Genomic DNA, 25348 nt, shown 5'->3' with positions numbered 1-25348 from the left:
CATGATTTGAGGGGTGAAGCAGTTGACAGGTCAACTAGTTCAATACGGACGCCACCGCCAACGAAGAAGTTATGCCCGTATTAGTGAAGTATTAGAGTTACCAAATCTTATCGAAATTCAAACCTCTTCTTATCAGTGGTTTCTTGATGAGGGTTTGCGAGAAATGTTCCAAGACATTTCTCCGATTGAAGACTTTACGGGAAATCTATCGCTTGAATTTATCGACTACAGCTTAGGTGAACCTAAATACTCTGTAGACGAATGCAAAGAGCGTGATGTGACGTATGCAGCACCACTTCGTGTAAAAGTGCGTCTAATCAACAAGGAAACTGGTGAAGTAAAAGAACAAGATGTGTTCATGGGAGATTTCCCACTCATGACAGAGACTGGAACATTCGTAATTAACGGTGCAGAACGTGTTATCGTTTCCCAGTTAGTTCGCTCTCCAAGCGTATACTATAGTGGCAAAGTGGATAAAAACGGAAAACGTGGTTTTACTGCTACTGTAATTCCAAACCGCGGAGCTTGGTTAGAGTATGAGACAGATGCTAAGGATGTTGTATATGTGCGTATTGACCGTACGCGTAAACTTCCTGTAACTGTTTTGTTACGCGCATTAGGGTTTGGCTCTGATCAAGAAATCACCGAGCTTTTAGGTGATAACGAATACTTAAGCAACACATTAGAAAAAGACAACACAGATAGCACAGAAAAAGCATTGCTTGAAATTTATGAGCGTCTACGTCCTGGTGAACCACCAACAGTAGAAAATGCTAAGAGCTTACTTGTGTCTCGTTTCTTCGATCCAAAGCGCTACGATTTAGCAAATGTAGGTCGCTATAAGATCAACAAGAAGTTACACATTAAAAACAGATTGTTTAATCAACGTTTAGCTGAAACATTAGTGGATCCAGAAACTGGTGAAATTTTAGCGGCAGAAGGAACAATCTTAGATCGTCGTACACTTGATCGCATTTTACCTTACTTAGAGAAAAACATTGGATTCAAAACAGCGAAACCAATGGGTGGAGTGGTAGAAGGCGATGTTGAGCTGCAATCTATTAAGATTTATGCTCCTGAGTCGGAAGGCGAACGCGTAATTAATGTAATTGGTAATGCAAACATTACTCGTGATGTGAAACACATCACACCAGGTGATATCCTTGCTTCTATCAGTTACTTCTTCAACCTACTATACAAAGTAGGAGATACAGATGATATTGACCATTTAGGAAACCGTCGTCTGCGTTCTGTTGGAGAACTATTACAAAACCAATTCCGTATCGGCCTTTCTCGTATGGAACGTGTTGTTCGTGAGAGAATGTCGATCCAAGATACAAATGCAATTACACCACAGGCACTAATTAATATTCGTCCTGTTATTGCATCTATTAAAGAGTTCTTCGGAAGTTCTCAGTTATCTCAGTTCATGGACCAAACAAATCCATTAGCAGAGTTAACTCACAAACGAAGACTATCTGCATTAGGACCTGGTGGTTTAACGCGTGAGCGCGCAGGCTTTGAAGTACGTGACGTTCATTACTCCCACTATGGTCGTATGTGTCCGATTGAAACACCAGAGGGACCAAACATTGGTTTGATTAACTCATTATCTTCGTTCGCGAAAGTAAATGAGTTTGGTTTCATTGAAACACCATACCGTCGTGTTGACCCAGAAACTGGTCTTGTAACAGGGCATGTTGATTATTTAACAGCAGATGAAGAAGATAACTATGTTGTAGCCCAAGCGAATATGAAATTATCTGATGAAGGTGAATTCCTAAGTGAAGATATCGTAGCTCGTTTCCGTGGCGAAAATATTGTCACAAATAGAGAACGCATCGACTACATGGATGTATCTCCAAAACAAGTAGTGTCGGCAGCGACAGCTTGTATTCCGTTCTTAGAAAACGATGACTCTAACCGCGCACTTATGGGAGCGAACATGCAACGTCAGGCGGTTCCGTTAATGAATCCGGAATCTCCGATTGTAGGTACAGGTATGGAGTACGTATCAGCAAAAGACTCGGGTGCTGCAGTAATCTGTAAACATCCTGGTGTTGTTGAGCGCGTAGAAGCACGTGAAGTTTGGGTACGTCGCTATGTAGAAGTTGACGGTCAAACAGTAAAAGGCGACTTAGATCGCTACAAAATGCAAAAATTCATTCGTTCTAACCAAGGAACTTGTTACAACCAACGTCCAATCGTAAGTGTTGGAAATGAAGTTGTAAAAGGTGAAATCCTTGCGGATGGTCCTTCTATGGAATTAGGTGAACTAGCACTTGGACGTAACGTACTTGTTGGCTTCATGACTTGGGACGGTTATAACTACGAGGATGCGATTATCATGAGTGAGCGCCTTGTAAAAGATGATGTGTACACTTCTATTCATATTGAAGAATATGAATCAGAAGCTCGTGATACGAAGCTTGGACCAGAAGAAATTACACGTGACATTCCAAACGTTGGGGAAGACGCATTACGTAACCTTGACGAGCGCGGTATCATTCGCGTTGGTGCTGAAGTAAAAGATGGAGATTTACTTGTTGGTAAAGTAACACCTAAAGGTGTAACAGAATTAACAGCTGAAGAACGTCTATTACATGCTATCTTTGGAGAAAAAGCGCGTGAAGTACGTGATACATCACTACGTGTACCACACGGTGGTGGCGGTATTATCTTAGACGTAAAAGTATTCAACCGTGAAGATGGCGATGAATTGCCACCAGGTGTGAATCAACTTGTACGTGCATATATCGTTCAAAAACGTAAAATTTCTGAAGGTGACAAGATGGCCGGACGTCACGGTAACAAAGGTGTTATTTCTCGTATTTTACCAGAAGAAGATATGCCTTACTTACCAGACGGTACGCCAATCGATATTATGTTAAACCCATTAGGGGTACCATCTCGTATGAATATCGGTCAGGTATTAGAGCTTCATCTTGGTATGGCAGCAAGATACCTGGGCATTCACATTGCAACACCAGTATTCGATGGTGCTCGTGAGGAAGATGTTTGGGGCACAATTGAAGAAGCTGGTATGGCAAATGACGCGAAAACAATCCTGTATGACGGACGTACTGGTGAACCATTCGATAACCGCGTATCTGTTGGTGTCATGTATATGATCAAACTTGCGCACATGGTTGACGATAAACTTCATGCTCGTTCTACTGGACCATACTCACTTGTAACGCAGCAACCTCTTGGAGGTAAAGCTCAGTTCGGTGGACAGCGTTTCGGTGAGATGGAGGTTTGGGCACTTGAAGCTTACGGTGCTGCTTATACTCTTCAAGAAATCTTAACAGTGAAGTCTGATGATGTTGTTGGACGTGTTAAGACTTATGAAGCAATTGTTAAAGGCGAAAATGTTCCAGAACCAGGCGTTCCTGAATCATTCAAAGTATTGATTAAAGAGCTGCAAAGTTTAGGTATGGACGTTAAAATGATGTCTAGCGACGATACAGAAATTGAAATGCGTGATACAGAAGATGATGATGATCATCAATCAGCAGATAAATTGAATGTTGAAGTTGAGACAACTAAGGAATAATTGGGATAACCTGTAGACTAAAAGGGAGGTAGGCCCCTTGATAGATGTAAATAACTTTGAATATATGAAGATTGGACTTGCTTCACCTGACAAGATTCGTTCTTGGTCATACGGTGAAGTTAAGAAACCAGAAACTATTAACTATCGTACGTTAAAGCCTGAAAAAGATGGCTTGTTCTGTGAGCGTATTTTCGGACCACAAAAGGACTGGGAATGTCATTGCGGAAAATACAAACGTGTACGTTATAAAGGTGTAGTTTGTGATCGATGTGGCGTTGAAGTAACGCGTGCAAAAGTACGTCGTGAACGTATGGGTCATATTGAATTAGCTGCTCCTGTATCTCATATTTGGTATTTCAAAGGTATCCCGAGCCGCATGGGACTTGTCTTAGACATGTCCCCTCGCGCGCTTGAAGAAGTAATTTATTTCGCTTCTTATGTTGTAACAGAAAGTGGAGATACACCACTTGATAAGAAGCAATTACTTTCTGAAAAAGAATACCGTGCATATCGTGATCGATATGGTAGCACATTCCAAGCTGCTATGGGTGCAGAAGCGATTAAAAAGCTACTACAAGACATCGATTTAGATAAAGAAGTAGACTTCTTAAAAGAAGAATTAAAAACAGCACAAGGACAACGCCGTACTCGTGCTATTAAACGTCTAGAAGTATTAGAAGCATTCCGCAACTCTGGAAATGAACCATCTTGGATGATCTTAGATGTTCTACCAGTAATCCCACCAGAACTACGCCCAATGGTACAGTTAGATGGTGGACGTTTTGCTACTTCTGACTTAAACGACTTATATCGTCGTGTAATTAACCGTAACAACCGTTTAAAACGTCTATTGGACCTAGGTGCTCCAAGCATCATCGTTCAAAACGAAAAACGTATGTTACAAGAAGCTGTAGACGCATTAATCGATAATGGCCGTCGTGGCCGTCCGGTTACTGGACCAGGTAACCGCCCATTAAAATCACTATCTCACATGCTTAAAGGTAAACAAGGACGTTTCCGTCAAAACTTATTAGGTAAACGTGTTGACTACTCTGGCCGTTCTGTAATCGTTGTAGGACCGAACTTAAAGATGTACCAGTGTGGATTACCGAAAGAAATGGCGCTTGAACTGTTCAAACCTTTCGTTATGAAAGAGTTAGTTGGAAAAGGCTTAGCACACAATATTAAGAGTGCGAAACGTAAAATTGAGCGTGTACACCCTGAAGTTTGGGACGTTTTAGAATCTGTGATTAAAGAGCATCCAGTACTTCTAAACCGCGCACCAACACTTCACCGTCTTGGTATCCAGGCGTTTGAACCTACATTAGTAGAAGGTCGCGCAATTCGTCTTCATCCACTTGTATGTACTGCATACAACGCGGACTTTGACGGTGACCAAATGGCGGTTCACGTTCCGTTATCATCAGAGGCACAAGCAGAAGCTCGTATTCTTATGTTAGCGGCACAAAACATCTTGAATCCAAAAGACGGAAAACCAGTTGTTACTCCATCTCAGGATATGGTATTAGGTAACTACTACTTAACACTTGAGCGTGAAGGCGCAATCGGTGAAGGTATGGTCTTCAAAGATGCAAACGAAGCAATACTTGCATACCAAAATGGATATGTACATCTGCACACACGTGTTGCAGTTGCTGCAAGTTCAGTAAATAACGTAACGTTTACTGAAGAGCAAAAGGGTAAGCTTCTATTAACAACAGTTGGTAAATTAATATTTAACGAAATCTTACCAGAGTCGTTCCCTTATATTAATGAACCGACAAACTCAAACCTTGAAAAAGAAACACCAGCGGAATATTTCGTTGAAAAAGGTGCGAACATTAAAGAAATTATTGCTAGTCGCGAAGAAGTGGCACCATTTAGCAAGAAGATCCTTGGTAACATCATTGCGGAAGTATTCAAACGTTTCCAAATTACGGAAACATCTCGCATGCTTGACCGTATGAAAAACTTAGGATTTAAGTACTCTACAAAGGCTGGTATTACAGTTGGGGTATCTGACATTCTTGTATTAGGTGAAAAAGATGAAATTCTCCATGAAGCACAAGCAAAAGTAGATAATGTAATTAAACAATTCCGTCGCGGTTTAATCACGGAAGAAGAACGTTACGATCGCGTTATCTCTATTTGGAGTAATGCAAAAGATGTTATCCAAGGAAAACTGATGAAATCCTTGAATAAACGCAACCCAATCTTCATGATGAGTGATTCCGGTGCCCGTGGTAACGCATCGAACTTTACTCAGCTTGCTGGTATGCGTGGTCTGATGGCCAATCCATCTGGTCGTATTATCGAACTTCCAATTAAATCAAGTTTCCGTGAAGGTTTAACAGTACTTGAGTACTTCATCTCTACGCATGGTGCGCGTAAAGGTCTTGCCGATACAGCACTTAAAACTGCCGATTCTGGTTACTTAACGCGTCGTCTTGTAGACGTTGCACAAGATGTAATTGTCCGTGAAGATGATTGTGGAACAGATCGTGGTCTATTAATTGGTGCGATTAAAGAGGGTAATGAAGTAATTGAGTCATTATATGATCGTCTTGTTGGACGTTTTGCAAGAAAAACTGTAAAACATCCTGAAACAGGTGAAGTATTAGTTAGTGAAAACCAATTAATTACTGAAGATATCGCTCATATCGTTGAAAATTCGGGTGTTGAAACTGTAAACATTCGTTCAGCGTTCACGTGTAACACTCGCCACGGTGTATGTAAGAAGTGTTACGGTCGTAACTTAGCAACTGGTACAGACGTAGAAGTAGGAGAAGCGGTAGGTATTATCGCAGCTCAATCTATCGGTGAGCCAGGTACACAGTTAACGATGCGTACATTCCATACAGGTGGGGTTGCCGGAGATGATATCACTCAAGGTTTACCTCGTATCCAAGAGATCTTCGAAGCTCGTAATCCGAAAGGTCAGGCAGTTATCAGTGAAATCGACGGTGTTATCGCAGCGATCAACGATGTTAAAGATCGCCAAGAAGTAGTTGTACAGGGTGAAGTTGAAGCTCGTACGTATGCTATTCCTTACGGTGCTCGTCTGAAAGTAACTCCAGGACAGCCAATTAGCCACGGTAAAGAGTTAACAGAAGGTTCTATTGATCCGAAAGAATTACTAAAAGTAACGGACATTACAGCAGTGCAAGAATACTTATTACGTGAAGTTCAAAAAGTATACCGTATGCAAGGGGTAGAAATTGGTGACAAACACGTAGAAGTAATGGTACGCCAAATGCTACGTAAAGTTCGTGTAAGTGATGCAGGTGAAACAGATGTATTACCAGGAACATTACTAGATATCCATCAGTTTACTGATGCGAATGCGAAGGTGTTACTGAAAGGTAAACAACCAGCGACAGCTAGACCTGTTCTACTTGGTATTACAAAAGCTTCACTTGAAACAGATTCGTTCTTATCTGCAGCTTCGTTCCAAGAAACAACTCGTGTTTTAACGGATGCAGCAATTAAAGGTAAACGCGATGAGCTTCTAGGATTGAAAGAGAATGTTATTATCGGTAAGCTTGTTCCTGCTGGAACAGGTATGAATCGTTATCGTAAAGTGGATCTTGTAAAAACAACACAAGATAACATGAATGTAGAAAACGATGAAGTTTATGTGGAACAGTAAAATTTTCCGTCGTAAATTTTGTATAAAAACAGCTAATCCTAGTTGACATTGTATGAGTCAAAATGTTACTATAATCAAGGTTGCTCCTGAACGATGCTTTGGAGGATATTTATATGTCTTATCAAAAAGTGTCAAATGCTGAAAATGTAGTCGTTGGTCATAAACGAACATTGGAAGCAATCAAAAATGGTATAGTTAAAGAAGTTGTTATTGCAGAAGATGCTGATGTGCGGTTAACCCATGTTATCATTCGCACTGCTTTGCAACATAACATACCCATAACAAAAGTTGAATCAGTTCGTAAGCTTGGAAAAGTTTCGGGGATTCAAGTGGGAGCTTCAGCAATAGGAATAATAAGTTAAAACTGTTTTTGTGAGGAGAGAGCATTTGCTCTTCCTTGCAAAAACTTTGTTTTCAACTAATAATGAACCACCTGGATATGTGGTCATACAAACATGCGAAGGGAGGATAATCAAATGCCTACTATTAACCAATTAGTGAGAAATGGTCGTACTGATAAAGTATGGAAATCTAAATCACCTGCGTTAAACAAAGGTTTTAACTCTTTAAAGAAAAAATCAACTGATATCTCTGCACCTCAAAAACGTGGTGTATGTACTCGTGTTGGTACAATGACTCCAAAGAAACCTAACTCAGCGTTACGTAAATACGCTCGTGTACGTTTAACAAACGGGATTGAAGTTACAGCTTACATCCCAGGTATCGGTCATAACTTACAAGAGCATAGCGTAGTATTAATTCGCGGTGGTCGAGTAAAGGATTTACCAGGGGTACGTTACCACATCGTTCGTGGAGCGCTTGATACAGCTGGTGTTGACAAACGTATGCAAGGACGTTCTAAATATGGTACTAAGCGACCAAAACCTGCTAAAAAATAATAAACTTATAATGAAAGGAGGAACTCAATATGCCTCGTAAAGGACCTGTTGCGAAACGTGACGTGTTACCAGATCCAATGTACAATTCTAAGCTAGTAACACGCCTTATCAACAAAATGATGGTTGACGGTAAAAAAGGTAAATCTCAAACAATTCTTTATAACGCTTTCGATATCGTTCGTGAACGTTCAGATAAAGAACCAATGGAAGTATTCGAGCAAGCTCTTAAGAACATCATGCCTGTTCTTGAAGTACGCGCTCGTCGTGTTGGTGGTGCTAACTACCAAGTTCCAGTTGAGGTTCGTCCAGAACGCCGTACAACTTTAGGTCTTCGCTGGTTAGTAAACTATGCTCGTCTTCGTGGTGAAAAAACTATGGAAGAGCGTCTAGCTTACGAAATCTTAGATGCAGCTAACAACGCTGGTGCATCTGTTAAGAAACGTGAAGACACTCATAAAATGGCAGAAGCTAACAAAGCATTTGCTCATTACCGTTGGTAGGATTCAACGTAAAATAAATGTAAGCATAAACCGCTTTATTTGTCGCTTATGGAAGTGTGGAGAGGGAGAATGCCTCTCCCTTTCGTTGGGCGCTCGTTTTACATAATGAGGGTACTGGACACTGGCATATGTAACAATATAAAGTGGCTTTTTTGCTACTTAAAATAAAAAATCCAATCCATATATGGAAGGAGCAAGACACCAAATGACAAGAGAGTTCTCTTTAGAAAACACTCGTAATATTGGTATCATGGCTCACATCGATGCTGGTAAAACAACAGCAACTGAGCGTATTCTGTATTACACAGGACGTATTCATAAAATCGGTGAAACTCATGAAGGTGCATCTCAGATGGACTGGATGGAGCAAGAGCAAGAGCGTGGTATCACAATTACTTCTGCTGCAACTACAGCTCAATGGAAAGGTCACCGTGTAAACATCATTGATACTCCAGGACACGTAGACTTCACAGTAGAAGTAGAACGTTCTTTACGCGTACTTGATGGTGCGGTAGCAGTACTTGATGCACAATCTGGTGTAGAACCACAAACAGAAACTGTTTGGCGTCAGGCTACTACTTACGGTGTACCTCGTATCGTATTCGTTAACAAAATGGATAAGATCGGTGCAGATTTCTTATACTCTGTAGGAACAATCCACGATCGTTTACAAGCAAACGCACATCCAATTCAGTTACCAATCGGTGCTGAAGATGAGTTCAATGGTATCATTGATCTTGTTGAAGAGTGTGCTTACATGTACGGTAACGATTTAGGAACAGACATCGAGCGTGTCGAAATTCCTGAAGAGCACAAAGAACTAGCTGAAGAATACCGTGGAAAGCTTATTGAAGCGGTAGCTGAGCTTGATGAAGAAATGATGATGAAGTACCTAGAAGGTGAAGAAATCACTGTAGAAGAGCTTAAAGCTGGTATCCGTAAGGCTACAACTTCTGTAGAATTCTTCCCAGTAATCTGTGGTTCTGCATTCAAAAACAAAGGTGTTCAAATCCTGTTAGACGCAGTTATCGACTACCTACCATCTCCATTAGATGTACCTGCTATTAAAGGTACTCTTCCGGATACAGATGAAGAAGTAGAACGTAAGTCTAGCGATGAAGAACCATTCGCAGCTCTAGCATTCAAAATCATGACTGACCCTTATGTTGGTAAGTTAACGTTCTTCCGTGTGTACTCTGGTGTGTTAAACTCTGGATCATACGTGAAAAACTCAACTAAAGGTAAGCGTGAGCGTGTAGGACGTATCCTACAAATGCACGCTAACAGCCGTGAAGAGATTTCAACAGTTTACGCTGGTGATATCGCTGCTGCTGTAGGTTTAAAAGATACTACTACTGGTGATACTCTTTGTGACGAGAAGAGTCTTGTTATCCTTGAGTCTATGGAATTCCCAGAGCCAGTTATCTCTGTAGCTATCGAACCAAAATCTAAAGCTGACCAAGATAAAATGGGTACAGCATTATCTAAGCTTTCTGAAGAAGATCCAACATTCCGTGCTCACACTGACCAAGAAACTGGCCAAACTATCATCGCTGGTATGGGTGAACTTCACCTTGATATCATCGTTGACCGTATGCGCCGTGAATTCAAAGTCGAAGCAAACGTTGGTGCTCCTCAGGTAGCATACCGTGAAACTTTCCGCGCTGCTGCGAAAGTTGAAGGTAAGTTTGCTCGTCAATCTGGTGGACGTGGACAATTCGGTCACGTTTGGATTGAGTTTGCACCTAACGAAGAAGGTAAAGGATTTGAATTCGAAAACAAAATCGTCGGCGGTGTAGTTCCACGTGAATACATCCCAGCTGTTGGAGCGGGTCTTGAAGACTCACTTAAAAATGGTGTACTAGCTGGTTACCCACTAGTTGACATTAAAGCAGCATTAGTTGACGGTTCTTACCATGATGTCGATTCATCTGAGATGGCGTTCAAAATCGCTGCATCTATGGCACTTAAAGCTGCGGTTTCTAAATGTAACCCAGTAATTCTTGAGCCAATGATGAAAGTTGAAGTTGTAATCCCTGAAGAATACATGGGAGACATCATGGGTGACGTAACATCTCGTCGTGGACGTGTAGAAGGTATGGAAGCTCGCGGTAACGCACAAGTTGTTCGCGCTATGGTTCCGCTTTCTGAAATGTTCGGTTATGCGACAGCATTACGTTCTAACACTCAAGGACGCGGAACATTCTCAATGACATTTGATCATTATGAAGAAGTACCGAAGTCTGTTTCAGAAGAAATTATTAAAAAAAATAAAGGCGAATAATTGATTTTTATCAATTGTTCGAGTATAACTACTTATGTAAGCTTAGAAAGTGGGACGTAAGTTTCGCTTTCTAGTCTAAATATAAAATAACCTATATAAACTAAGGAGGAATTTAGAATGGCTAAAGCTAAATTCGAACGTTCTAAACCCCATGTTAACATCGGTACAATCGGCCACGTTGACCATGGTAAAACTACATTAACTGCTGCGATCACTACAGTTCTTGCAAAAGCTGGTGGTGCTGAAGCACGCGGATACGATCAAATCGACGCTGCTCCAGAAGAAAGAGAGCGCGGAATCACAATCTCAACTGCACACGTTGAGTACGAAACTGAAACTCGTCACTATGCACACGTTGACTGCCCAGGTCACGCTGACTATGTTAAAAACATGATCACTGGTGCTGCTCAAATGGACGGCGGTATCTTAGTAGTATCTGCTGCTGATGGCCCAATGCCTCAAACACGTGAGCACATCCTTCTTTCTCGTCAAGTAGGTGTTCCTTACATCGTTGTATTCTTAAACAAATGCGACATGGTTGACGACGAAGAATTATTAGAATTAGTAGAAATGGAAGTTCGTGACCTATTATCTGAATACGGATTCCCAGGCGACGACATTCCTGTAATCAAAGGTTCTGCTCTTAAAGCTCTTCAAGGAGAAGCTGATTGGGAAGCAAAAATCATTGAATTAATGACTGAAGTTGATGCTTACATCCCAACTCCAGAACGTGAAACTGACAAACCATTCTTAATGCCTATCGAGGATGTATTCTCTATCACAGGTCGTGGTACAGTTGCAACTGGTCGTGTAGAGCGCGGAATCGTTAAAGTTGGTGACGTAGTAGAAATCATCGGTCTTGCTGAAGAGAATGCTTCTACAACTGTAACTGGTGTAGAAATGTTCCGTAAACTTCTTGACCAAGCTCAAGCTGGAGACAACATCGGTGCTCTTCTTCGTGGGGTTGCTCGTGAAGACATCCAACGTGGACAAGTTCTTGCTAAAACTGGCTCTGTAAAAGCACACGCTAAATTCAAAGCTGAAGTTTTCGTATTATCTAAAGAAGAAGGTGGACGTCACACTCCATTCTTCGCTAACTACCGTCCTCAGTTCTACTTCCGTACAACTGATGTAACTGGTATCATCCAATTACCAGAAGGTACTGAAATGGTAATGCCTGGTGACAACATCGAAATGACTATCGAACTTATCGCTCCAATCGCTATCGAAGAGGGAACTAAATTCTCTATTCGTGAAGGTGGACGTACAGTAGGTTACGGTGTAGTTGCTACTATCGTTGAGTAATCTTAACTGATATAAAACCCCCCCAAGGGATTTCCCTTGGGGGGTTTTGTTTGTGTTTATATAATGAATTGGATGATATCTTTATGTTTTGACGAGTTTCTTCTATAGTATATAAAAACATTAAAACGAAACCCAAAAACTGTAAAATGAATTCTAGTAGATGAAAACTTGAAATTCTTTAAAGTGCCATGTATAATAGCAAAAGTAGAGAAAAGCAGATGCAAACAAAAAGATGCTTGCATCTAGACTAATAACATTGTATAATAGACAATGTTGGTCTTTGACTGCGATGAAGTGGAAGGTTGCTGACACACCCGGCCGCTTTGCCATGGCATGGTGTGGGGAAATTTCCATGGAGAAGGTCTATTTTAGAAATAGGCGAACGAAGGAGGGAAAATAATGGCAAAAGAAAAAATTCGTATCCGTTTAAAAGCTTATGATCACCGTATTCTTGATCAATCAGCTGAGAAAATTGTAGAAACAGCTAAGCGTTCTGGGGCAACAGTTTCTGGTCCGATCCCATTACCAACTGAGAAGACTATTTACACAATTCTTCGTGCTGTTCATAAGTACAAAGATTCTCGTGAGCAATTCGAAATGCGCACACACAAACGTTTAATCGATATCGTGAGTCCTACTCCACAAACAGTAGATTCATTAATGCGTTTAGACTTACCGTCTGGTGTAGATATCGAAATTAAACTATAAATTATATAACTTAAAAATGTAGGAGGTGTAACTCATGACCAAAGGAATCTTAGGAAGAAAGATCGGTATGACTCAAGTATTTGCTGAGAACGGTGAGTTAATCCCAGTAACAGTTATCGCTGCTAATCCAAACGTTGTTCTTCAAAAGAAAACAACTGAAACTGATGGCTACAATGCAATCCAGTTAGGATTTGAAGATAAACGTGAAAAGTTAACTAACAAACCTGAACAAGGCCACACTGCTAAAGCATCTACAACTCCTAAGCGCTTCATTCGCGAAATCCGCGATGCAGACGTGGACGGATTAGAGGTTGGTCAAGAGGTAAAAGTTGAAGTTTTCGCTGCAGGTGAAATCGTTGACGTAACAGGAATTTCTAAAGGTAAAGGTTTCCAAGGTGTTATCAAACGCCACGGACAATCTCGCGGACCTATGTCTCATGGTTCTCGCTATCACCGTCGTCCAGGTTCAATGGGCCCAGTTGCTCCGAACCGTGTATTCAAAGGCAAAAAACTTGCTGGACGTATGGGTGGAGACCAAGTTACTATCCAAAACTTAGAAATCGTTCAAGTTGACACTGAGCGCAACTTATTACTAGTAAAAGGTAACGTTCCAGGTGCTAAGAAATCTCTTGTAGTTGTTCAAGGCGCTGTGAAGGTTAGCAAATAATTCACAATAGGAAGGAGGAATTCCAATGCCAAAAGTTACTGTATATAACCAAACTGGTTCACAGGTTGGTGAAATCGAATTAGCTGAAGCTATTTTCGGTATCGAACCAAATGAAGCTGTACTTTTCGAAGCTGTAATGATGCAACGTGCATCTTTACGTCAAGGTACACACAAAGTAAAAACTCGTTCTGAAGTTCGCGGTGGTGGTCGTAAACCATGGCGTCAAAAAGGAACTGGACGTGCTCGTCAAGGGTCTATCCGTTCTCCTCAATGGCGTGGTGGTGGTACGGTATTCGGACCTACACCAAGAAGCTATGCGTACAAACTTCCTAAGAAGGTTCGTCGTTTAGCAATTAAATCTGCATTAGCTACTAAAGTAGTTGAGAACAACATTTTAGTTCTTGAAGACCTAGTATTAAATGCACCAAAAACAAAAGACATGCTAGCAGTACTTAAAGGATTAACTGTTGAGAAGAAAGCTCTTATCGTAACTGCTGATGCAAACGAATCTGTAGAGTTATCTGCTCGCAATATCCCTGGAGTAACAGTAATCACTGCTGATGGCGTAAACGTTTTAGACGTGCTTCATCATGATAAGCTAATCATGACAAAAGCGGCAGTGGAAAAAGTAGAGGAGGTGCTTGCATAATGAGAGATCCTCGTGATATCATTAAGCGCCCAGTTATCACTGAACGTTCTATGGAAATGATGGCTGAAAAAAAATACACGTTCGATGTGGACGTTAAATCTAATAAAACAGAAGTTAAAGATGCTCTTGAAGCGATCTTTGGTGTTAAAGTAGAAAAAGTGAACATCATGAACTACAAGCCGAAAGCAAAACGCGTTGGTCGTCACGCTGGTTTTACTAGCCGTCGTCGTAAAGCAATCGTTAAGCTAACTGCTGACAGCAAAGAAATCGAAATCTTCCAAGGTGTTTAATTCTTACTAAAGAAGGAGGGAAATTGAGATGGGAATTAAAAAGTATAATCCAACTACTAACGGTCGTCGTAATATGACTACGAATGATTTCGCTGAAATCACGACTGACAGACCCGAAAAGTCTTTACTTGCTCCTTTAAGCAAGAAGGCTGGTCGTAATAACCAAGGTAAAATTACTGTACGTCATCAAGGTGGCGGACATAAGCGTCAATACCGTATCATCGACTTTAAGCGTAACAAAGATGGAATTCCAGGACGCGTTGCTACGATCGAATACGATCCAAACCGCTCTGCGAATATCGCATTAATTAACTACGTTGACGGTGAAAAACGTTACATTCTTGCTCCTAAATCTTTAGAAGTAGGTATGGAAGTTATGTCTGGCCCAGAAGCTGACATCAAAATCGGTAACGCATTACCATTAATCAACATTCCAGTAGGTACTGTTGTTCATAACATCGAGCTTAAGCCTGGTCGTGGCGGACAATTAGTTCGTTCTGCTGGTACATCTGCTCAAGTACTTGGTAAAGAAGGTAAATACGTACTTGTACGTTTAACTTCTGGTGAAGTACGTCTTGTATTATCTGCTTGTCGCGCTTCAATCGGTCAAGTAGGTAACGAACAACATGAACTTATCAAAATCGGTAAAGCAGGTCGCTCTCGCTGGTTAGGTAAACGCCCAACAGTTCGTGGTTCTGTAATGAACCCGGTTGATCACCCACACGGTGGTGGTGAAGGTCGTTCTCCAATCGGACGTAAGTCTCCAATGTCTCCATGGGGTAAACCAACTCTTGGATTCAAGACTCGTAAGAAAAACAAAGCGTCTGACAAATTTATCGTTCGTCGTCGTAAAAAATAATGGGATTGTAGTACGGTTCATTTCTAGAACCGTACGCCAATCACGAAGGGAGGCACCAAAATGGCTCGTAGCTTAAAAAAAGGACCATTTGTCGATGATCACTTAATGAGCAAAATGGAAAAATTAGTTGCATCTGAGCAAAAACAAGTTGTTAAAACTTGGTCTCGCCGTTCAACAATCTTCCCTCAGTTCATCGGACACACAATCGCTGTATATGATGGTCGTAAACACGTACCTGTGTACATCACTGAGGATATGGTTGGCCATAAGTTAGGTGAATTCGCACCAACTCGTACGTATAAAGGTCACCTTGCTGACGATAAGAAAACTAGAAGATAATGAGAGGAGGCACTTCAATGCAAGCTAAAGCAGTAGCGAGAACAGTTCGTATTGCTCCTCGTAAAGTTCGTTTAGTAGTAGACTTAATCCGAGGTAAGCAAGTGGGTGAAGCGATTGCTATCCTTAACCACACACCAAAAACTGCTTCTCCAGTTGTAGAAAAAGTTTTAAAATCTGCAATCGCAAATGCAGAGCACAATTATGAGATGGATATTAACAACCTAGTTGTTGAAAAAGTCTTCGTTGACGAAGGTCCAACGTTGAAACGTTTCCGTCCACGTGCAATGGGTCGTGCAAGCCAAATTAACAAACGCACAAGCCACATCACAGTTGTGGTATCAGAAAAGAAGGAGGGATAATCGATGGGTCAAAAGGTTAATCCAATTGGTCTTCGTGTCGGTGTTATCCGTGACTGGGAATCTCGTTGGTTCGCTGAGAAAGATTACGCTACATTATTACATGAAGACATCAAAATCCGTGAGTACATTAATGTACGCTTAAAAGATTCTGCTGTTGCTAAAGTAGAAATCGAACGTGCAGCAAATCGTGTAAATGTTACAATTCACACTGCAAAACCTGGTATGGTAATTGGTAAAGGTGGTACTGAAGTTGAAGCACTTCGTAAAGCTCTTAACCAATTAACAGGCAAGCGTGTACACATCAACATTTTAGAAGTTAAGAGAGCTGATCTTAACGCTAAATTAGTAGGCGAAAACATCGCTCGTCAATTAGAAAACCGTGTATCATTCCGTCGTGCACAAAAGCAAGTTATTCAACGTGCTATGCGTGCAGGTGCTAAAGGTATTAAAACACAGGTTTCTGGTCGTCTTGGCGGAGCTGATATCGCTCGTGCAGAATCTTACAGTGAAGGAACTGTTCCACTTCATACACTTCGCGCTGATATTGACTATGCAGCAGTTGAAGCTGATACAACATACGGTAAATTAGGCGTAAAAGTATGGATCTACCGTGGAGAAGTCCTTCCTACAAAAAAGAAAGCTTCTGAGGAAGGAGGAAAATAATATGTTAATGCCAAAACGCGTAAAATATCGTAGAGAGCATCGTGGTAAAATGCGTGGTCGTGCTAAAGGTGGAACTGAAATTGCTTTCGGTGAATTCGGTTTACAAGCACAAGCTGCTTCATGGATTACAAACCGTCAAATCGAAGCTGCTCGTCGTGCAATGACTCGTTACATGAAACGTGGCGGTAAAGTATGGATTAAAATTTTCCCTTCTAAACCTTACACTGCAAAACCTCTAGAAGTACGTATGGGTTCCGGTAAAGGGGCACCAGAAGGCTGGGTAGCAGTAGTAAAACCTGGGAAAATTATGTTCGAAATCGCGGGTGTATCTGAAGAGGTAGCACGCGAAGCATTACGTCTTGCAGCTCACAAGTTACCTGTGAAATGTAAATTCGTAAAACGTGAAGAAAATGGTGGTGAATCTAATGAAAACTAATGATATTCGTGAATTAACCACTGCCGAAATCGAAACAAAAGTTAAAGCTTTAAAGGAAGAGTTGTTTAATCTTCGCTTCCAACTTGCTACAGGACAATTAGAGAATCCAACTCGCATTCGTGAAGTGCGTAAAGCAATTGCTCGTATGAAAACTGTAGTTCGTGAAAGAGAGATCGGAATTAATCGATAAATTGAGGGGAGGTTTGCATAGTGAGCGAACGTAACCAACGCAAAGTTTATACTGGTCGTGTAGTGTCTGACAAAATGGACAAAACGATTACAGTTTTAGTTGAAACTTACAAAACTCATTCCTTGTACGGAAAACGTGTTAAGTATTCTAAGAAGTACAAAGCCCATGATGAGCAAAACCAAGCGAAACTTGGCGATATCGTTAAAATCATGGAAACTCGCCCGCTTTCTGCTACTAAGCGTTTCCGTTTAGTTGAAATCGTTGAAGAAGCGGTTATTATCTAAATAGACGAATCGGAATTTTTAGTCCGAAGGGAGGTTTCATAACATGATCCAACAAGAATCTCGTTTGAAAGTTGCTGACAACTCTGGTGCACGTGAACTTTTAACAATTAAAGTATTAGGCGGCTCTGGTCGTAAATATGCTAACATTGGTGACATTATCGTTGCTACGGTAAAACAAGCAACACCAGGTGGCGTTGTTAAAAAAGGTGACGTTGTTAAAGCAGTAGTAGTACGTACGAAGAGCGGAGCTCGTCGTCCGGACGGTTCTTACATCAAATTTGATGAAAACGCAGCGGTTATCATTAAAGACGATAAGAGCCCACGTGGTACTCGTATCTTCGGACCAGTAGCTCGTGAATTACGTGATAGCAACTTCATGAAGATCGTTTCTTTAGCTCCAGAAGTTCTATAATTTAAGGTATTGCCTTGCTAAGGAGGTGCAGAATTAAGATGCATGTAAAAAAAGGTGATAAAGTACAGGTAATCACTGGTAAAGACAAAGGAAAACAAGGCGTTATCCTTGTGGCTTTCCCAAAGCAAAACCGTGTTATCGTTGAGGGTGTTAACATCGTTAAAAAACACTCTAAGCCATCTCAATTAAATCCACAAGGTGGAATTATTACTAAAGAAGCACCTATTCACGTTTCTAACGTTATGATTTTAGATCCGAAAACAGGTGAACCTACTCGCGTAGGCTTCAAAGTAGAAGATGGTAAAAAAGTTCGTATTGCAAAAAAATCTGGTGAATTATTAGATAAATAATTTTCTTAAGAAAGGAGGTCACTTCATTGAATCGCCTTAAAGAGAAGTTCCAAAAGGAAATTACTCCTGCTCTAGTGAGCAAGTTTAACTATAAATCTGTGATGGAAGTACCGAAAATCGAAAAGATCGTAATCAACACTGGTGTTGGTGACGCGGTATCTAACTCAAAAGCTTTAGACAATGCAGTAGAAGAATTAACACAAATCGCAGGTCAAAAACCTGTTGTAACTCGTGCTAAAAAATCAATCGCTGGTTTCCGTCTTCGTGAAGGTATGCCAATCGGTGCGAAAGTAACTTTACGCGGCGAGCAAATGTATGAGTTCTTCGACAAATTAGTATCGGTTTCTTTACCACGTGTACGTGATTTCCGTGGTGTTTCTAAGAAATCATTCGATGGTCGTGGGAACTACACATTAGGTGTTAAAGAGCAACTTATCTTCCCTGAGATTGATTATGATAAAGTAAGCAAAGTACGCGGTATGGACATCGTAATCGTTACTACAGCGAAAACTGATGAAGAAGCTCGTGAACTTTTAACACAATTCGGTATGCCATTCCAAAAATAATGGAAGCCAACGCTAAGTAGAGGAGGCGAAAACGTGGCTAAAAAATCTATGATAGCGAAACAAAAGCGTACTCCTAAGTTTAAAGTACAAGAGTATACACGTTGCGAACGCTGCGGTCGTCCGCATTCTGTATACCGCAAATTTAAACTTTGCCGTATTTGTTTCCGTGAACTTGCATATAAAGGTCAAATTCCTGGTGTTAAAAAAGCTAGTTGGTAAAACCCACAAATGGGAAGGAGGTAAAACACATGGTGATGACAGATCCAATTGCAGACATGCTTACTCGCATCCGTAATGCGAACATGGTACGTCATGAGAAATTAGAGGTTCCTGCTTCTAAAATCAAAAAAGAGATCGCTGAACTTTTAAAACGTGAAGGTTTCATTCGTGATGTAGAATACATCGAGGATAACAAACAAGGTATCCTTCGTATTTTCCTGAAATATGGTGCAAACAATGAACGTGTAATCACTGGATTAAAACGTATCAGTAAACCTGGCTTACGCGTTTACGCTAAAGCTGACGAAGTACCACGTGTACTTAACGGATTAGGTATCGCTCTTGTTTCTACATCTAAGGGAGTAATGACAGACAAAGACGCTCGTCAATTACAAACTGGTGGAGAAGTAGTAGCATACGTTTGGTAATATATATTTAAAACGAACGGAGGTGTGACCACATGTCTCGTATTGGTAAAAAGATTCTTGAAATCCCTGCAGGTGTTACTATTACAATTGCAGAAGACAATACTGTAACAGTAAAAGGCCCTAAAGGTGAATTAACTCGTAAATTCAATGCTGATATGTCTATCAAAATTGAAGAAAATACACTAACAGTTGAGCGTCCATCTGAACAGAAGGAACACCGTGCATTACACGGTACAACTCGTGCTTTAATCGGAAACATGGTTGAAGGTGTAACTGCAGGTTTCGCACGCGGACTTGAATTAGTCGGTGTTGGTTACCGTGCTCAAAAACAAGGAGATAAACTTGTTTTAAGCGTAGGTTATTCTCATCCAGTAGAAATGACTCCGGAAGCAGGTCTTGAAGTTGAAGTACCTGCACCAACTAAAATCGTAATTAAAGGTATCGACAAGCAACGTGTTGGCGAATTTGCTGCTAACATCCGTGCTGTACGTGCTCCTGAGCCTTACAAAGGTAAAGGTATTCGTTACGAAGGCGAAGTTGTTCGTCGTAAAGAAGGTAAAACTGCTAAGTAAACCCGTTAGGTGAGAGAAAGGAGTGACAAGAAAATGATCACTAAAGCTGATAAAAATGCGACTCGTAAGAAAAGACATGCACGTGTACGTGCTAAACTTACTGGTACTGCAGAGCGTCCACGTTTAAACGTGTTCCGTTCTAACCAACATATTTACGCTCAAGTTATTGATGATGTGAATGGTGTAACGTTAGTAAGTGCATCTACTCTTGATAAAGACCTTGCTCTTAACGGTACTAGCAATACTGAAGCTGCTACGAAAGTTGGAGAATCAGTTGCTAAGCGTGCTGTAGAGAAAGGCGTTAAAGAAGTAGTATTCGATCGCGGTGGTTACTTATACCATGGCCGTGTTAAAGCTCTAGCTGAAGCTGCTCGTGAGGCTGGATTACAATTTTAATGGTCAAAGGAGGGAAAATTGATGCATCGCATTGACCCAAGTAAATTAGAACTTGAAGAACGTGTAGTTACGATAAATCGTGTCGCGAAAGTTGTTAAGGGTGGTCGTCGTTTCCGCTTTGCTGCACTAGTTGTAGTTGGCGATAAAAACGGTCATGTTGGATTCGGTACTGGTAAAGCACAAGAGGTACCAGACGCAATTCGCAAAGCTATCGAAGACGCTAAGAAAAATTTAATCGCTGTACCATTAGTTGGTACAACAATTCCACACACAATCAACGGTCACTTTGGAGCTGGTGAAGTATTCTTAAAACCTGCTGCTGAGGGTACTGGTGTTATTGCTGGTGGACCTGTTCGTGCGGTTCTTGAATTAGCTGGTGTACAAGATATTCTTTCGAAATCTCTTGGTTCTAACACACCAATCAACATGATTCGCGCTACTGTGAACGGATTAAGCGAACTTAAGCGCGCTGAAGATGTTGCAAAATTACGCGGTAAATCTGTAGAAGAGCTACTAGGTTAAGGAGGGAAAACAAATGGCGAAAAAGTTAGAAATTACCCTCACTCGTAGTGTAATTGGTCGTCCACAAGATCAACGTGCGACGGTAGAAGCTTTAGGTCTTAAAAAGTTGAATTCAACTGTAGTTAAGGAAGAAACTCCTGCTATTCTTGGTATGATCAACAAAGTTTCTCACCTTTTAACTGTAAAAGAAGCTTAAGGATAACTCATTAATATAAGGAGGTGCCTGGGAATGAAACTTCATGAATTAAAACCTGCAGAAGGTTCTCGTAAAGTACGTAACCGTGTCGGTCGTGGTATCGGTTCTGGTAACGGTAAAACTGCTGGTAAAGGTCATAAAGGACAAAACGCACGTTCTGGTGGCGGTGTTCGTCTTGGCTTCGAAGGTGGTCAAACTCCATTATTCCGTCGTTTACCAAAACGCGGCTTCACAAACATTAACCGTAAAGAGTTTACTATTGTAAACTTATCAACGTTAAATCGTTTTGAAGATGGTACAGAAGTAACACCTGAATTATTGCTGGAAACTGGCGTTATCAGCAAGTTAAACGACGGTGTTAAAATTCTTGCAAGCGGAGCAGTAGAGAAAAAACTAACTGTTAAAGCGCACAAGTTCTCTTCAAGTGCTAAAGAAGCAATTGAAGCAGCTGGCGGATCAGTTGAGGTGATCTAATGTTTCGTACAATCTCCAACTTTATGCGCGTTGCTGAGATAAGACGTAAAATATTATTCACTTTAGCGATGTTAATCGTATTCAGGATTGGCACGTTTATCCCAGTGCCATTTACAAATGGAGACGTACTGAAAGCACAAGACCAATTAAATGCTTTAGGCATCCTAAATACATTTGGCGGTGGCGCCTTGAAAAACTTCTCCATCTTCGCGATGGGAATCATGCCGTATATTACAGCATCCATCATCGTGCAATTATTGCAGATGGATGTTGTTCCTAAATTTTCGGAATGGTCGAAGCAAGGTGAAATGGGCCGTCGTAAACTAACGCAATTCACGCGTTACTTTACAATTGTTCTTGCGTTTATTCAGGGGTTTGGTATGTCAATCGGTTTTAACGGTATGGTAGGTGGGCAATTAATTTTGAATCCTGGTTGGAGCACTTATTTATACATTGCTACGGTACTGACTGCTGGTACTGCATTTTTAATGTGGTTAGGCGAACAGATTACAGCTAAAGGTGTAGGTAATGGTATTTCCATCCTTATCTTTGGCGGTATTGCTGCAGCGATCCCAAGTGTTATATCTCAAGTGTATCAACAACAGTTTCAAAATATCGGAGATCAATTGTTCATGAGTATCGTTAAAGTTGCATTGATTTTACTAGCTGTGCTAGCAGTTATTGTTGGTGTTATTTTCATTCAACAAGCTGTTAGAAAGATCCCAATTCAATACGCGAAGCGTGTAACAGGAGGGAATGGGAATCATGCTGGAGCACAAAACACACATTTACCGCTTAAGGTAAATAGTGCGGGTGTTATTCCAGTCATTTTTGCTGTTTCATTCTTAATTACGCCTCCAACTATTGCACAGTTCTTCCCGAAACATGATGTATCGCAGTGGATTATTGCAAACTTTAACTATTCTCACCCAGTGGGAATGATCATATATGTTGCGCTCATTGTAGCCTTCACATATTTCTATGCATTTGTTCAGGTTAATCCAGAGCAAATGTCAGAGAATCTAAACAAGCAAGGTGGATATGTTCCAGGTATTCGTCCGGGTAAGAATACAGAACAATATCTAACAAAAATCTTGTATCGTTTGACCTTTGTAGGATCAATTTTCCTAGCAGCGATTGCAATCTTACCAGTTATTTTTACGAAATTGGGAAATCTTCCTCCATCTGCACAGATTGGTGGAACGAGTATGTTAATCGTTGTCGGCGTTGCTTTAGAAACAATGAAGCAGCTAGAAAGCCAACTGGTAAAACGCCATTACAAAGGGTTTATCAAGCAGTGAGTAAGTGGGAAGAACTATCTTCCCTACATGCTCATGTACTGAGGGGGAACAAGGATGAACTTAATTTTAATGGGGCTTCCTGGTGCTGGTAAAGGTACACAAGCCGAACAGATTGTAGCCAAGTATAACATCCCTCACATTTCAACAGGAGATATGTTCCGTGCAGCTATGAAGGCTGAAACTGAAATGGGTCTACAAGCAAAATCTTTTATTGATAAAGGTGCACTTGTTCCAGATGAAGTTACAATCGGAATTGTTCGTGAACGTTTAAGTCAAGAAGACTGCGTAAGAGGTTTCTTACTAGACGGTTTCCCACGAACTGTTGCACAAGCATCAGCTCTTGAAGAGATTATGAAAGATCTTGGCAAAAAAATCGACTATGTTTTAAACATTAATGTGGATTCAGGGTTGTTATTAAAACGCCTTACAGGCCGTCGCATTTGTAAAGAGTGCGGTGCGACTTACCACTTAGAATTCAATCCACCAGCAAAAGCTGATGTGTGCGATAAATGTGGTGGCGAATTATACCAACGTTCTGATGACAATGAAGAAACTGTAGCAAATCGTTTAGATGTAAATATTAAGCAAACAAAACCTTTGCTTGATTTCTACGACGAGCTTGGTTACTTAAAAAGCATTAATGGTGAGCAAGATATCAATAAAGTATTTGCTGATATCGATGTTCTCATCGGAGGCTTAGCGTAATGATCATCTGCAAAACTCCTCGCGAGATAGAAATCATGCGAGAAGCTGGCAGAATCGTTGCTTTAACTCATCAAGAGTTGAAACAGCACATTACTCCAGGAATTACAACGAAAGAGCTCGATCAAATAGCGGAAAAGACGATTCAAAAATATGGTGCTACGCCATCTTTTAAAGGATACAACGGATTTCCGGGGAGCATATGTGCTTCTGTAAATGAAGAGCTTGTACACGGAATTCCAGGAAAGCGCAAGCTCAAAGAGGGCGATATCATCAGTATCGATATTGGTGCGAAATACAATGGGTACCATGGAGATTCTGCATGGACGTATCCAGTTGGAAACATTTCTGAATCTGTTCAAAAGCTACTTGATGTCACAGAAAAATCGTTGTATCTTGGTCTAGAACAAGTAAAACCAGGCGAGAGATTATCAAATATCTCACATGCGGTTCAAACCCATGCTGAAGAGAATGGATTCTCGATCGTTAGGGAGTATGTTGGTCACGGAATCGGGCAAGACTTACATGAGGACCCTCAAATCCCGCACTATGGTCCACCAAATAGAGGCCCTAGATTAAAGCCGGGAATGGTCATCTGTGTTGAGCCGATGGTGAATCAAGGAAGACGATATGTAAAAACACTATCTGATGACTGGACAGTGGTAACGGTAGATGGTAAATGGTGTGCCCATTTTGAGCACACGATTGCTCTTACAGAAGCAGGATACGAAATCCTTACCACTTTATAAGTAGCTGGCTCTCCGGGATTTCAGAGCAGTGTAAAATGTTACTGATTTGAAGAAGGGAGAACTATTGAATGGCTAAAGATGATGTAATTGAAGTCGAAGGTACCGTTCTTGAAACGTTGCCAAATGCTATGTTCAAAGTAGAATTAGAGAATGGGCATGTCGTATTGGCTCACGTTTCTGGTAAAATCCGTATGAACTTCATTCGTATTTTACCAGGAGACAAAGTTACGGTAGAATTATCTCCGTACGATTTAAATCGTGGTCGTATTACGTACCGTTTTAAATAATATAGCACTCCGTAATCTTTAAGGAGGTTCGAGACATGAAAGTAAGACCGTCAGTTAAACCAATCTGCGAAAAATGTAAAGTTATTCGTAGACGTGGAAAAGTAATGGTTATTTGTGAAAACCCTAAACATAAACAAAAACAAGGTTAATCAGAAGGAGGTGCATTCAGAATGGCACGTATCGCAGGTGTAGATATTCCTCGAGACAAACGCGTTGTTATTTCTTTAACTTACGTATTCGGCATTGGTCGCACAACTGCTGAAAAAATTCTTACTGAAGCTGGTATTTCTTCAGAAACACGAGTTCGTGATTTAACGGAAGACGAATTAGGACGTATCCGTGATGTTATCGATCGTATTAAAGTTGAGGGAGACCTTCGTCGTGAAGTATCTCTTAACATTAAACGTCTAATGGAGATCGGTTCTTACCGTGGTCTTCGTCACCGTCGTGGTTTACCAGTTCGTGGTCAAAATTCTAAAAACAATGCTCGTACACGTAAAGGTCCACGTCGTACAGTAGCAAATAAAAAGAAATAAT

At 40.9% G+C, this 25348-nt stretch carries 34 protein-coding genes; all 34 read left to right on the top strand.

All coding sequences use genetic code 11. The features are described 5' to 3' along the window. Positions 1–22: 22 nt before the first annotated feature. The 34 genes from rpoB to rpsM all read left to right on the top strand — a co-directional run bounded on the left by rpoB (position 23) and on the right by rpsM (position 25347). Complete coding sequence (gene rpoB, locus N2V92_RS06885; protein ID WP_000147553.1) at positions 23–3556, top strand: DNA-directed RNA polymerase subunit beta; 3534 nt, start codon at positions 23–25, stop codon at positions 3554–3556. Between the two features lie 37 nt (positions 3557–3593). After that, a complete protein-coding gene (gene rpoC, locus N2V92_RS06880; RefSeq protein ID WP_000567944.1) occupies positions 3594–7205 on the top strand; it encodes a DNA-directed RNA polymerase subunit beta' in 3612 nt (1203 codons plus the stop codon). A gap of 113 nt (positions 7206–7318) precedes the next feature. Then, on the top strand, positions 7319–7567 hold the full coding sequence (locus tag N2V92_RS06875) for a 50S ribosomal protein L7ae-like protein (RefSeq protein WP_000121833.1): 249 nt from the start codon (positions 7319–7321) through the stop codon (positions 7565–7567). 114 nt (positions 7568–7681) lie between these two features. Then, positions 7682–8104 carry a 30S ribosomal protein S12 gene (rpsL, locus tag N2V92_RS06870; RefSeq protein WP_001142341.1) on the top strand — a complete coding sequence of 141 codons (423 nt, stop codon included), beginning with the start codon at positions 7682–7684 and terminating at the stop codon, positions 8102–8104. 29 nt (positions 8105–8133) lie between these two features. Next, positions 8134–8604: a 30S ribosomal protein S7 gene (gene rpsG, locus N2V92_RS06865; protein ID WP_001137492.1), complete on the top strand. Its 471-nt coding sequence runs from the start codon at positions 8134–8136 to the stop codon at positions 8602–8604. Between the two features lie 205 nt (positions 8605–8809). Then, positions 8810–10888 (top strand): elongation factor G, encoded by a 2079-nt coding sequence (gene fusA, locus N2V92_RS06860; protein WP_000196384.1) that lies wholly within the window; start codon positions 8810–8812, stop codon positions 10886–10888. 117 nt (positions 10889–11005) lie between these two features. After that, positions 11006–12193, top strand: a complete 1188-nt coding sequence (gene tuf / locus N2V92_RS06855) for an elongation factor Tu (RefSeq protein WP_001029617.1) — start codon at positions 11006–11008, stop codon at positions 12191–12193. A 399-nt stretch (positions 12194–12592) separates the two neighbouring features. Next, positions 12593–12901 (top strand): 30S ribosomal protein S10, encoded by a 309-nt coding sequence (rpsJ, locus tag N2V92_RS06850; RefSeq protein ID WP_001040595.1) that lies wholly within the window; start codon positions 12593–12595, stop codon positions 12899–12901. A gap of 34 nt (positions 12902–12935) precedes the next feature. Next, positions 12936–13568 carry a 50S ribosomal protein L3 gene (gene rplC / locus N2V92_RS06845; RefSeq protein ID WP_000160209.1) on the top strand — a complete coding sequence of 211 codons (633 nt, stop codon included), beginning with the start codon at positions 12936–12938 and terminating at the stop codon, positions 13566–13568. Between the two features lie 25 nt (positions 13569–13593). Next, on the top strand, positions 13594–14217 hold the full coding sequence (gene rplD / locus N2V92_RS06840; RefSeq protein ID WP_042596835.1) for a 50S ribosomal protein L4: 624 nt from the start codon (positions 13594–13596) through the stop codon (positions 14215–14217). Next, positions 14217–14507, top strand: a complete 291-nt coding sequence (rplW, locus tag N2V92_RS06835) for a 50S ribosomal protein L23 (protein ID WP_001205558.1) — start codon at positions 14217–14219, stop codon at positions 14505–14507. The genes rplD and rplW overlap by 1 nt, the downstream gene beginning before the upstream one ends. A 28-nt stretch (positions 14508–14535) precedes the next feature. Then, on the top strand, positions 14536–15366 hold the full coding sequence (gene rplB, locus N2V92_RS06830; RefSeq protein WP_000511583.1) for a 50S ribosomal protein L2: 831 nt from the start codon (positions 14536–14538) through the stop codon (positions 15364–15366). A 60-nt stretch (positions 15367–15426) separates the two neighbouring features. After that, positions 15427–15705 (top strand): 30S ribosomal protein S19, encoded by a 279-nt coding sequence (rpsS, locus tag N2V92_RS06825; RefSeq protein ID WP_000124454.1) that lies wholly within the window; start codon positions 15427–15429, stop codon positions 15703–15705. Between the two features lie 17 nt (positions 15706–15722). After that, on the top strand, positions 15723–16064 hold the full coding sequence (gene rplV / locus N2V92_RS06820) for a 50S ribosomal protein L22 (RefSeq protein WP_001148024.1): 342 nt from the start codon (positions 15723–15725) through the stop codon (positions 16062–16064). A 3-nt stretch (positions 16065–16067) separates the two neighbouring features. Next, a complete protein-coding gene (gene rpsC, locus N2V92_RS06815) occupies positions 16068–16727 on the top strand; it encodes a 30S ribosomal protein S3 (protein ID WP_000529956.1) in 660 nt (219 codons plus the stop codon). A 1-nt stretch (position 16728) separates the two neighbouring features. Continuing rightward, positions 16729–17163 carry a 50S ribosomal protein L16 gene (gene rplP, locus N2V92_RS06810; protein ID WP_000928969.1) on the top strand — a complete coding sequence of 145 codons (435 nt, stop codon included), beginning with the start codon at positions 16729–16731 and terminating at the stop codon, positions 17161–17163. After that, entirely contained in the window at positions 17153–17353 is a 201-nt protein-coding gene (rpmC, locus tag N2V92_RS06805) for a 50S ribosomal protein L29 (protein ID WP_000855718.1), read from the top strand. The genes rplP and rpmC overlap by 11 nt, the downstream gene beginning before the upstream one ends. Positions 17354–17373: 20 nt before the next feature. After that, on the top strand, positions 17374–17637 hold the full coding sequence (gene rpsQ, locus N2V92_RS06800; RefSeq protein WP_000004106.1) for a 30S ribosomal protein S17: 264 nt from the start codon (positions 17374–17376) through the stop codon (positions 17635–17637). A 43-nt stretch (positions 17638–17680) separates the two neighbouring features. Next, the gene (gene rplN, locus N2V92_RS06795) at positions 17681–18049 is read left to right on the top strand and encodes a 50S ribosomal protein L14 (protein WP_000615912.1); all 369 of its coding nucleotides are present in this window, start codon (positions 17681–17683) and stop codon (positions 18047–18049) included. Between the two features lie 38 nt (positions 18050–18087). After that, positions 18088–18399, top strand: a complete 312-nt coding sequence (rplX, locus tag N2V92_RS06790) for a 50S ribosomal protein L24 (RefSeq protein ID WP_000558200.1) — start codon at positions 18088–18090, stop codon at positions 18397–18399. Between the two features lie 26 nt (positions 18400–18425). Beyond that, on the top strand, positions 18426–18965 hold the full coding sequence (rplE, locus tag N2V92_RS06785) for a 50S ribosomal protein L5 (RefSeq protein WP_001080829.1): 540 nt from the start codon (positions 18426–18428) through the stop codon (positions 18963–18965). A gap of 33 nt (positions 18966–18998) precedes the next feature. Next, positions 18999–19184, top strand: coding sequence for a 30S ribosomal protein S14 (rpsN, locus tag N2V92_RS06780; RefSeq protein ID WP_001085700.1), 186 nt, complete (start codon positions 18999–19001; stop codon positions 19182–19184). Positions 19185–19213: 29 nt separating this feature from the next. Beyond that, on the top strand, positions 19214–19612 hold the full coding sequence (gene rpsH, locus N2V92_RS06775; RefSeq protein ID WP_000245511.1) for a 30S ribosomal protein S8: 399 nt from the start codon (positions 19214–19216) through the stop codon (positions 19610–19612). Between the two features lie 32 nt (positions 19613–19644). Then, positions 19645–20184 (top strand): 50S ribosomal protein L6, encoded by a 540-nt coding sequence (gene rplF / locus N2V92_RS06770; RefSeq protein ID WP_000086551.1) that lies wholly within the window; start codon positions 19645–19647, stop codon positions 20182–20184. Between the two features lie 33 nt (positions 20185–20217). Next, a complete protein-coding gene (gene rplR, locus N2V92_RS06765) occupies positions 20218–20580 on the top strand; it encodes a 50S ribosomal protein L18 (RefSeq protein ID WP_000628818.1) in 363 nt (120 codons plus the stop codon). Positions 20581–20601: 21 nt separating this feature from the next. Then, on the top strand, positions 20602–21102 hold the full coding sequence (gene rpsE / locus N2V92_RS06760) for a 30S ribosomal protein S5 (protein WP_000554646.1): 501 nt from the start codon (positions 20602–20604) through the stop codon (positions 21100–21102). A 13-nt stretch (positions 21103–21115) separates the two neighbouring features. Continuing rightward, entirely contained in the window at positions 21116–21298 is a 183-nt protein-coding gene (rpmD, locus tag N2V92_RS06755; RefSeq protein WP_001085233.1) for a 50S ribosomal protein L30, read from the top strand. Positions 21299–21331: 33 nt separating this feature from the next. Beyond that, positions 21332–21772 carry a 50S ribosomal protein L15 gene (gene rplO, locus N2V92_RS06750; RefSeq protein WP_000766083.1) on the top strand — a complete coding sequence of 147 codons (441 nt, stop codon included), beginning with the start codon at positions 21332–21334 and terminating at the stop codon, positions 21770–21772. Beyond that, positions 21772–23073, top strand: a complete 1302-nt coding sequence (gene secY, locus N2V92_RS06745) for a preprotein translocase subunit SecY (protein ID WP_000490118.1) — start codon at positions 21772–21774, stop codon at positions 23071–23073. Before rplO ends, secY begins: the two co-directional genes overlap by 1 nt. Before the next feature lie 54 nt (positions 23074–23127). Beyond that, a complete protein-coding gene (locus N2V92_RS06740) occupies positions 23128–23778 on the top strand; it encodes an adenylate kinase (protein WP_001048995.1) in 651 nt (216 codons plus the stop codon). After that, positions 23778–24524 carry a type I methionyl aminopeptidase gene (gene map, locus N2V92_RS06735; protein ID WP_000582539.1) on the top strand — a complete coding sequence of 249 codons (747 nt, stop codon included), beginning with the start codon at positions 23778–23780 and terminating at the stop codon, positions 24522–24524. The genes N2V92_RS06740 and map overlap by 1 nt, the downstream gene beginning before the upstream one ends. Positions 24525–24592: 68 nt before the next feature. Continuing rightward, a complete protein-coding gene (gene infA / locus N2V92_RS06730) occupies positions 24593–24811 on the top strand; it encodes a translation initiation factor IF-1 (protein ID WP_001029884.1) in 219 nt (72 codons plus the stop codon). 35 nt (positions 24812–24846) lie between these two features. After that, positions 24847–24960 carry a 50S ribosomal protein L36 gene (rpmJ, locus tag N2V92_RS06725; RefSeq protein ID WP_000868344.1) on the top strand — a complete coding sequence of 38 codons (114 nt, stop codon included), beginning with the start codon at positions 24847–24849 and terminating at the stop codon, positions 24958–24960. 21 nt (positions 24961–24981) lie between these two features. Next, positions 24982–25347: a 30S ribosomal protein S13 gene (gene rpsM / locus N2V92_RS06720; RefSeq protein WP_000090792.1), complete on the top strand. Its 366-nt coding sequence runs from the start codon at positions 24982–24984 to the stop codon at positions 25345–25347. Position 25348 lies beyond the last annotated feature (1 nt).

The organism is Bacillus sp. CH_48, assembly GCF_038008465.1.
GTDB lineage: Bacteria > Bacillota > Bacilli > Bacillales > Bacillaceae_G > Bacillus_A > Bacillus_A thuringiensis_S.
Note: the sequence above shows the minus strand (reverse complement) of the source record. Positions and strands in the feature narration are given on the sequence as shown.

Coding starts and splice junctions, on each gene's coding strand:
- N2V92_RS06875 (WP_000121833.1), top strand. CDS start 7,319: ATGTCTTATCAAAAAGTGTCAAATGCTGAAAATGTAGTCGTTGGTCAT.
- rpsL (WP_001142341.1), top strand. CDS start 7,682: ATGCCTACTATTAACCAATTAGTGAGAAATGGTCGTACTGATAAAGTA.
- rpsG (WP_001137492.1), top strand. CDS start 8,134: ATGCCTCGTAAAGGACCTGTTGCGAAACGTGACGTGTTACCAGATCCA.
- fusA (WP_000196384.1), top strand. CDS start 8,810: ATGACAAGAGAGTTCTCTTTAGAAAACACTCGTAATATTGGTATCATG.
- tuf (WP_001029617.1), top strand. CDS start 11,006: ATGGCTAAAGCTAAATTCGAACGTTCTAAACCCCATGTTAACATCGGT.
- rpsJ (WP_001040595.1), top strand. CDS start 12,593: ATGGCAAAAGAAAAAATTCGTATCCGTTTAAAAGCTTATGATCACCGT.
- rplC (WP_000160209.1), top strand. CDS start 12,936: ATGACCAAAGGAATCTTAGGAAGAAAGATCGGTATGACTCAAGTATTT.
- rplD (WP_042596835.1), top strand. CDS start 13,594: ATGCCAAAAGTTACTGTATATAACCAAACTGGTTCACAGGTTGGTGAA.
- rplW (WP_001205558.1), top strand. CDS start 14,217: ATGAGAGATCCTCGTGATATCATTAAGCGCCCAGTTATCACTGAACGT.
- rplB (WP_000511583.1), top strand. CDS start 14,536: ATGGGAATTAAAAAGTATAATCCAACTACTAACGGTCGTCGTAATATG.
- rpsS (WP_000124454.1), top strand. CDS start 15,427: ATGGCTCGTAGCTTAAAAAAAGGACCATTTGTCGATGATCACTTAATG.
- rplV (WP_001148024.1), top strand. CDS start 15,723: ATGCAAGCTAAAGCAGTAGCGAGAACAGTTCGTATTGCTCCTCGTAAA.
- rpsC (WP_000529956.1), top strand. CDS start 16,068: ATGGGTCAAAAGGTTAATCCAATTGGTCTTCGTGTCGGTGTTATCCGT.
- rplP (WP_000928969.1), top strand. CDS start 16,729: ATGTTAATGCCAAAACGCGTAAAATATCGTAGAGAGCATCGTGGTAAA.
- rpmC (WP_000855718.1), top strand. CDS start 17,153: ATGAAAACTAATGATATTCGTGAATTAACCACTGCCGAAATCGAAACA.
- rplN (WP_000615912.1), top strand. CDS start 17,681: ATGATCCAACAAGAATCTCGTTTGAAAGTTGCTGACAACTCTGGTGCA.
- rplX (WP_000558200.1), top strand. CDS start 18,088: ATGCATGTAAAAAAAGGTGATAAAGTACAGGTAATCACTGGTAAAGAC.
- rpsH (WP_000245511.1), top strand. CDS start 19,214: ATGGTGATGACAGATCCAATTGCAGACATGCTTACTCGCATCCGTAAT.
- rplF (WP_000086551.1), top strand. CDS start 19,645: ATGTCTCGTATTGGTAAAAAGATTCTTGAAATCCCTGCAGGTGTTACT.
- rplR (WP_000628818.1), top strand. CDS start 20,218: ATGATCACTAAAGCTGATAAAAATGCGACTCGTAAGAAAAGACATGCA.
- rpsE (WP_000554646.1), top strand. CDS start 20,602: ATGCATCGCATTGACCCAAGTAAATTAGAACTTGAAGAACGTGTAGTT.
- rpmD (WP_001085233.1), top strand. CDS start 21,116: ATGGCGAAAAAGTTAGAAATTACCCTCACTCGTAGTGTAATTGGTCGT.
- rplO (WP_000766083.1), top strand. CDS start 21,332: ATGAAACTTCATGAATTAAAACCTGCAGAAGGTTCTCGTAAAGTACGT.
- secY (WP_000490118.1), top strand. CDS start 21,772: ATGTTTCGTACAATCTCCAACTTTATGCGCGTTGCTGAGATAAGACGT.
- N2V92_RS06740 (WP_001048995.1), top strand. CDS start 23,128: ATGAACTTAATTTTAATGGGGCTTCCTGGTGCTGGTAAAGGTACACAA.
- map (WP_000582539.1), top strand. CDS start 23,778: ATGATCATCTGCAAAACTCCTCGCGAGATAGAAATCATGCGAGAAGCT.
- infA (WP_001029884.1), top strand. CDS start 24,593: ATGGCTAAAGATGATGTAATTGAAGTCGAAGGTACCGTTCTTGAAACG.
- rpmJ (WP_000868344.1), top strand. CDS start 24,847: ATGAAAGTAAGACCGTCAGTTAAACCAATCTGCGAAAAATGTAAAGTT.
- rpsM (WP_000090792.1), top strand. CDS start 24,982: ATGGCACGTATCGCAGGTGTAGATATTCCTCGAGACAAACGCGTTGTT.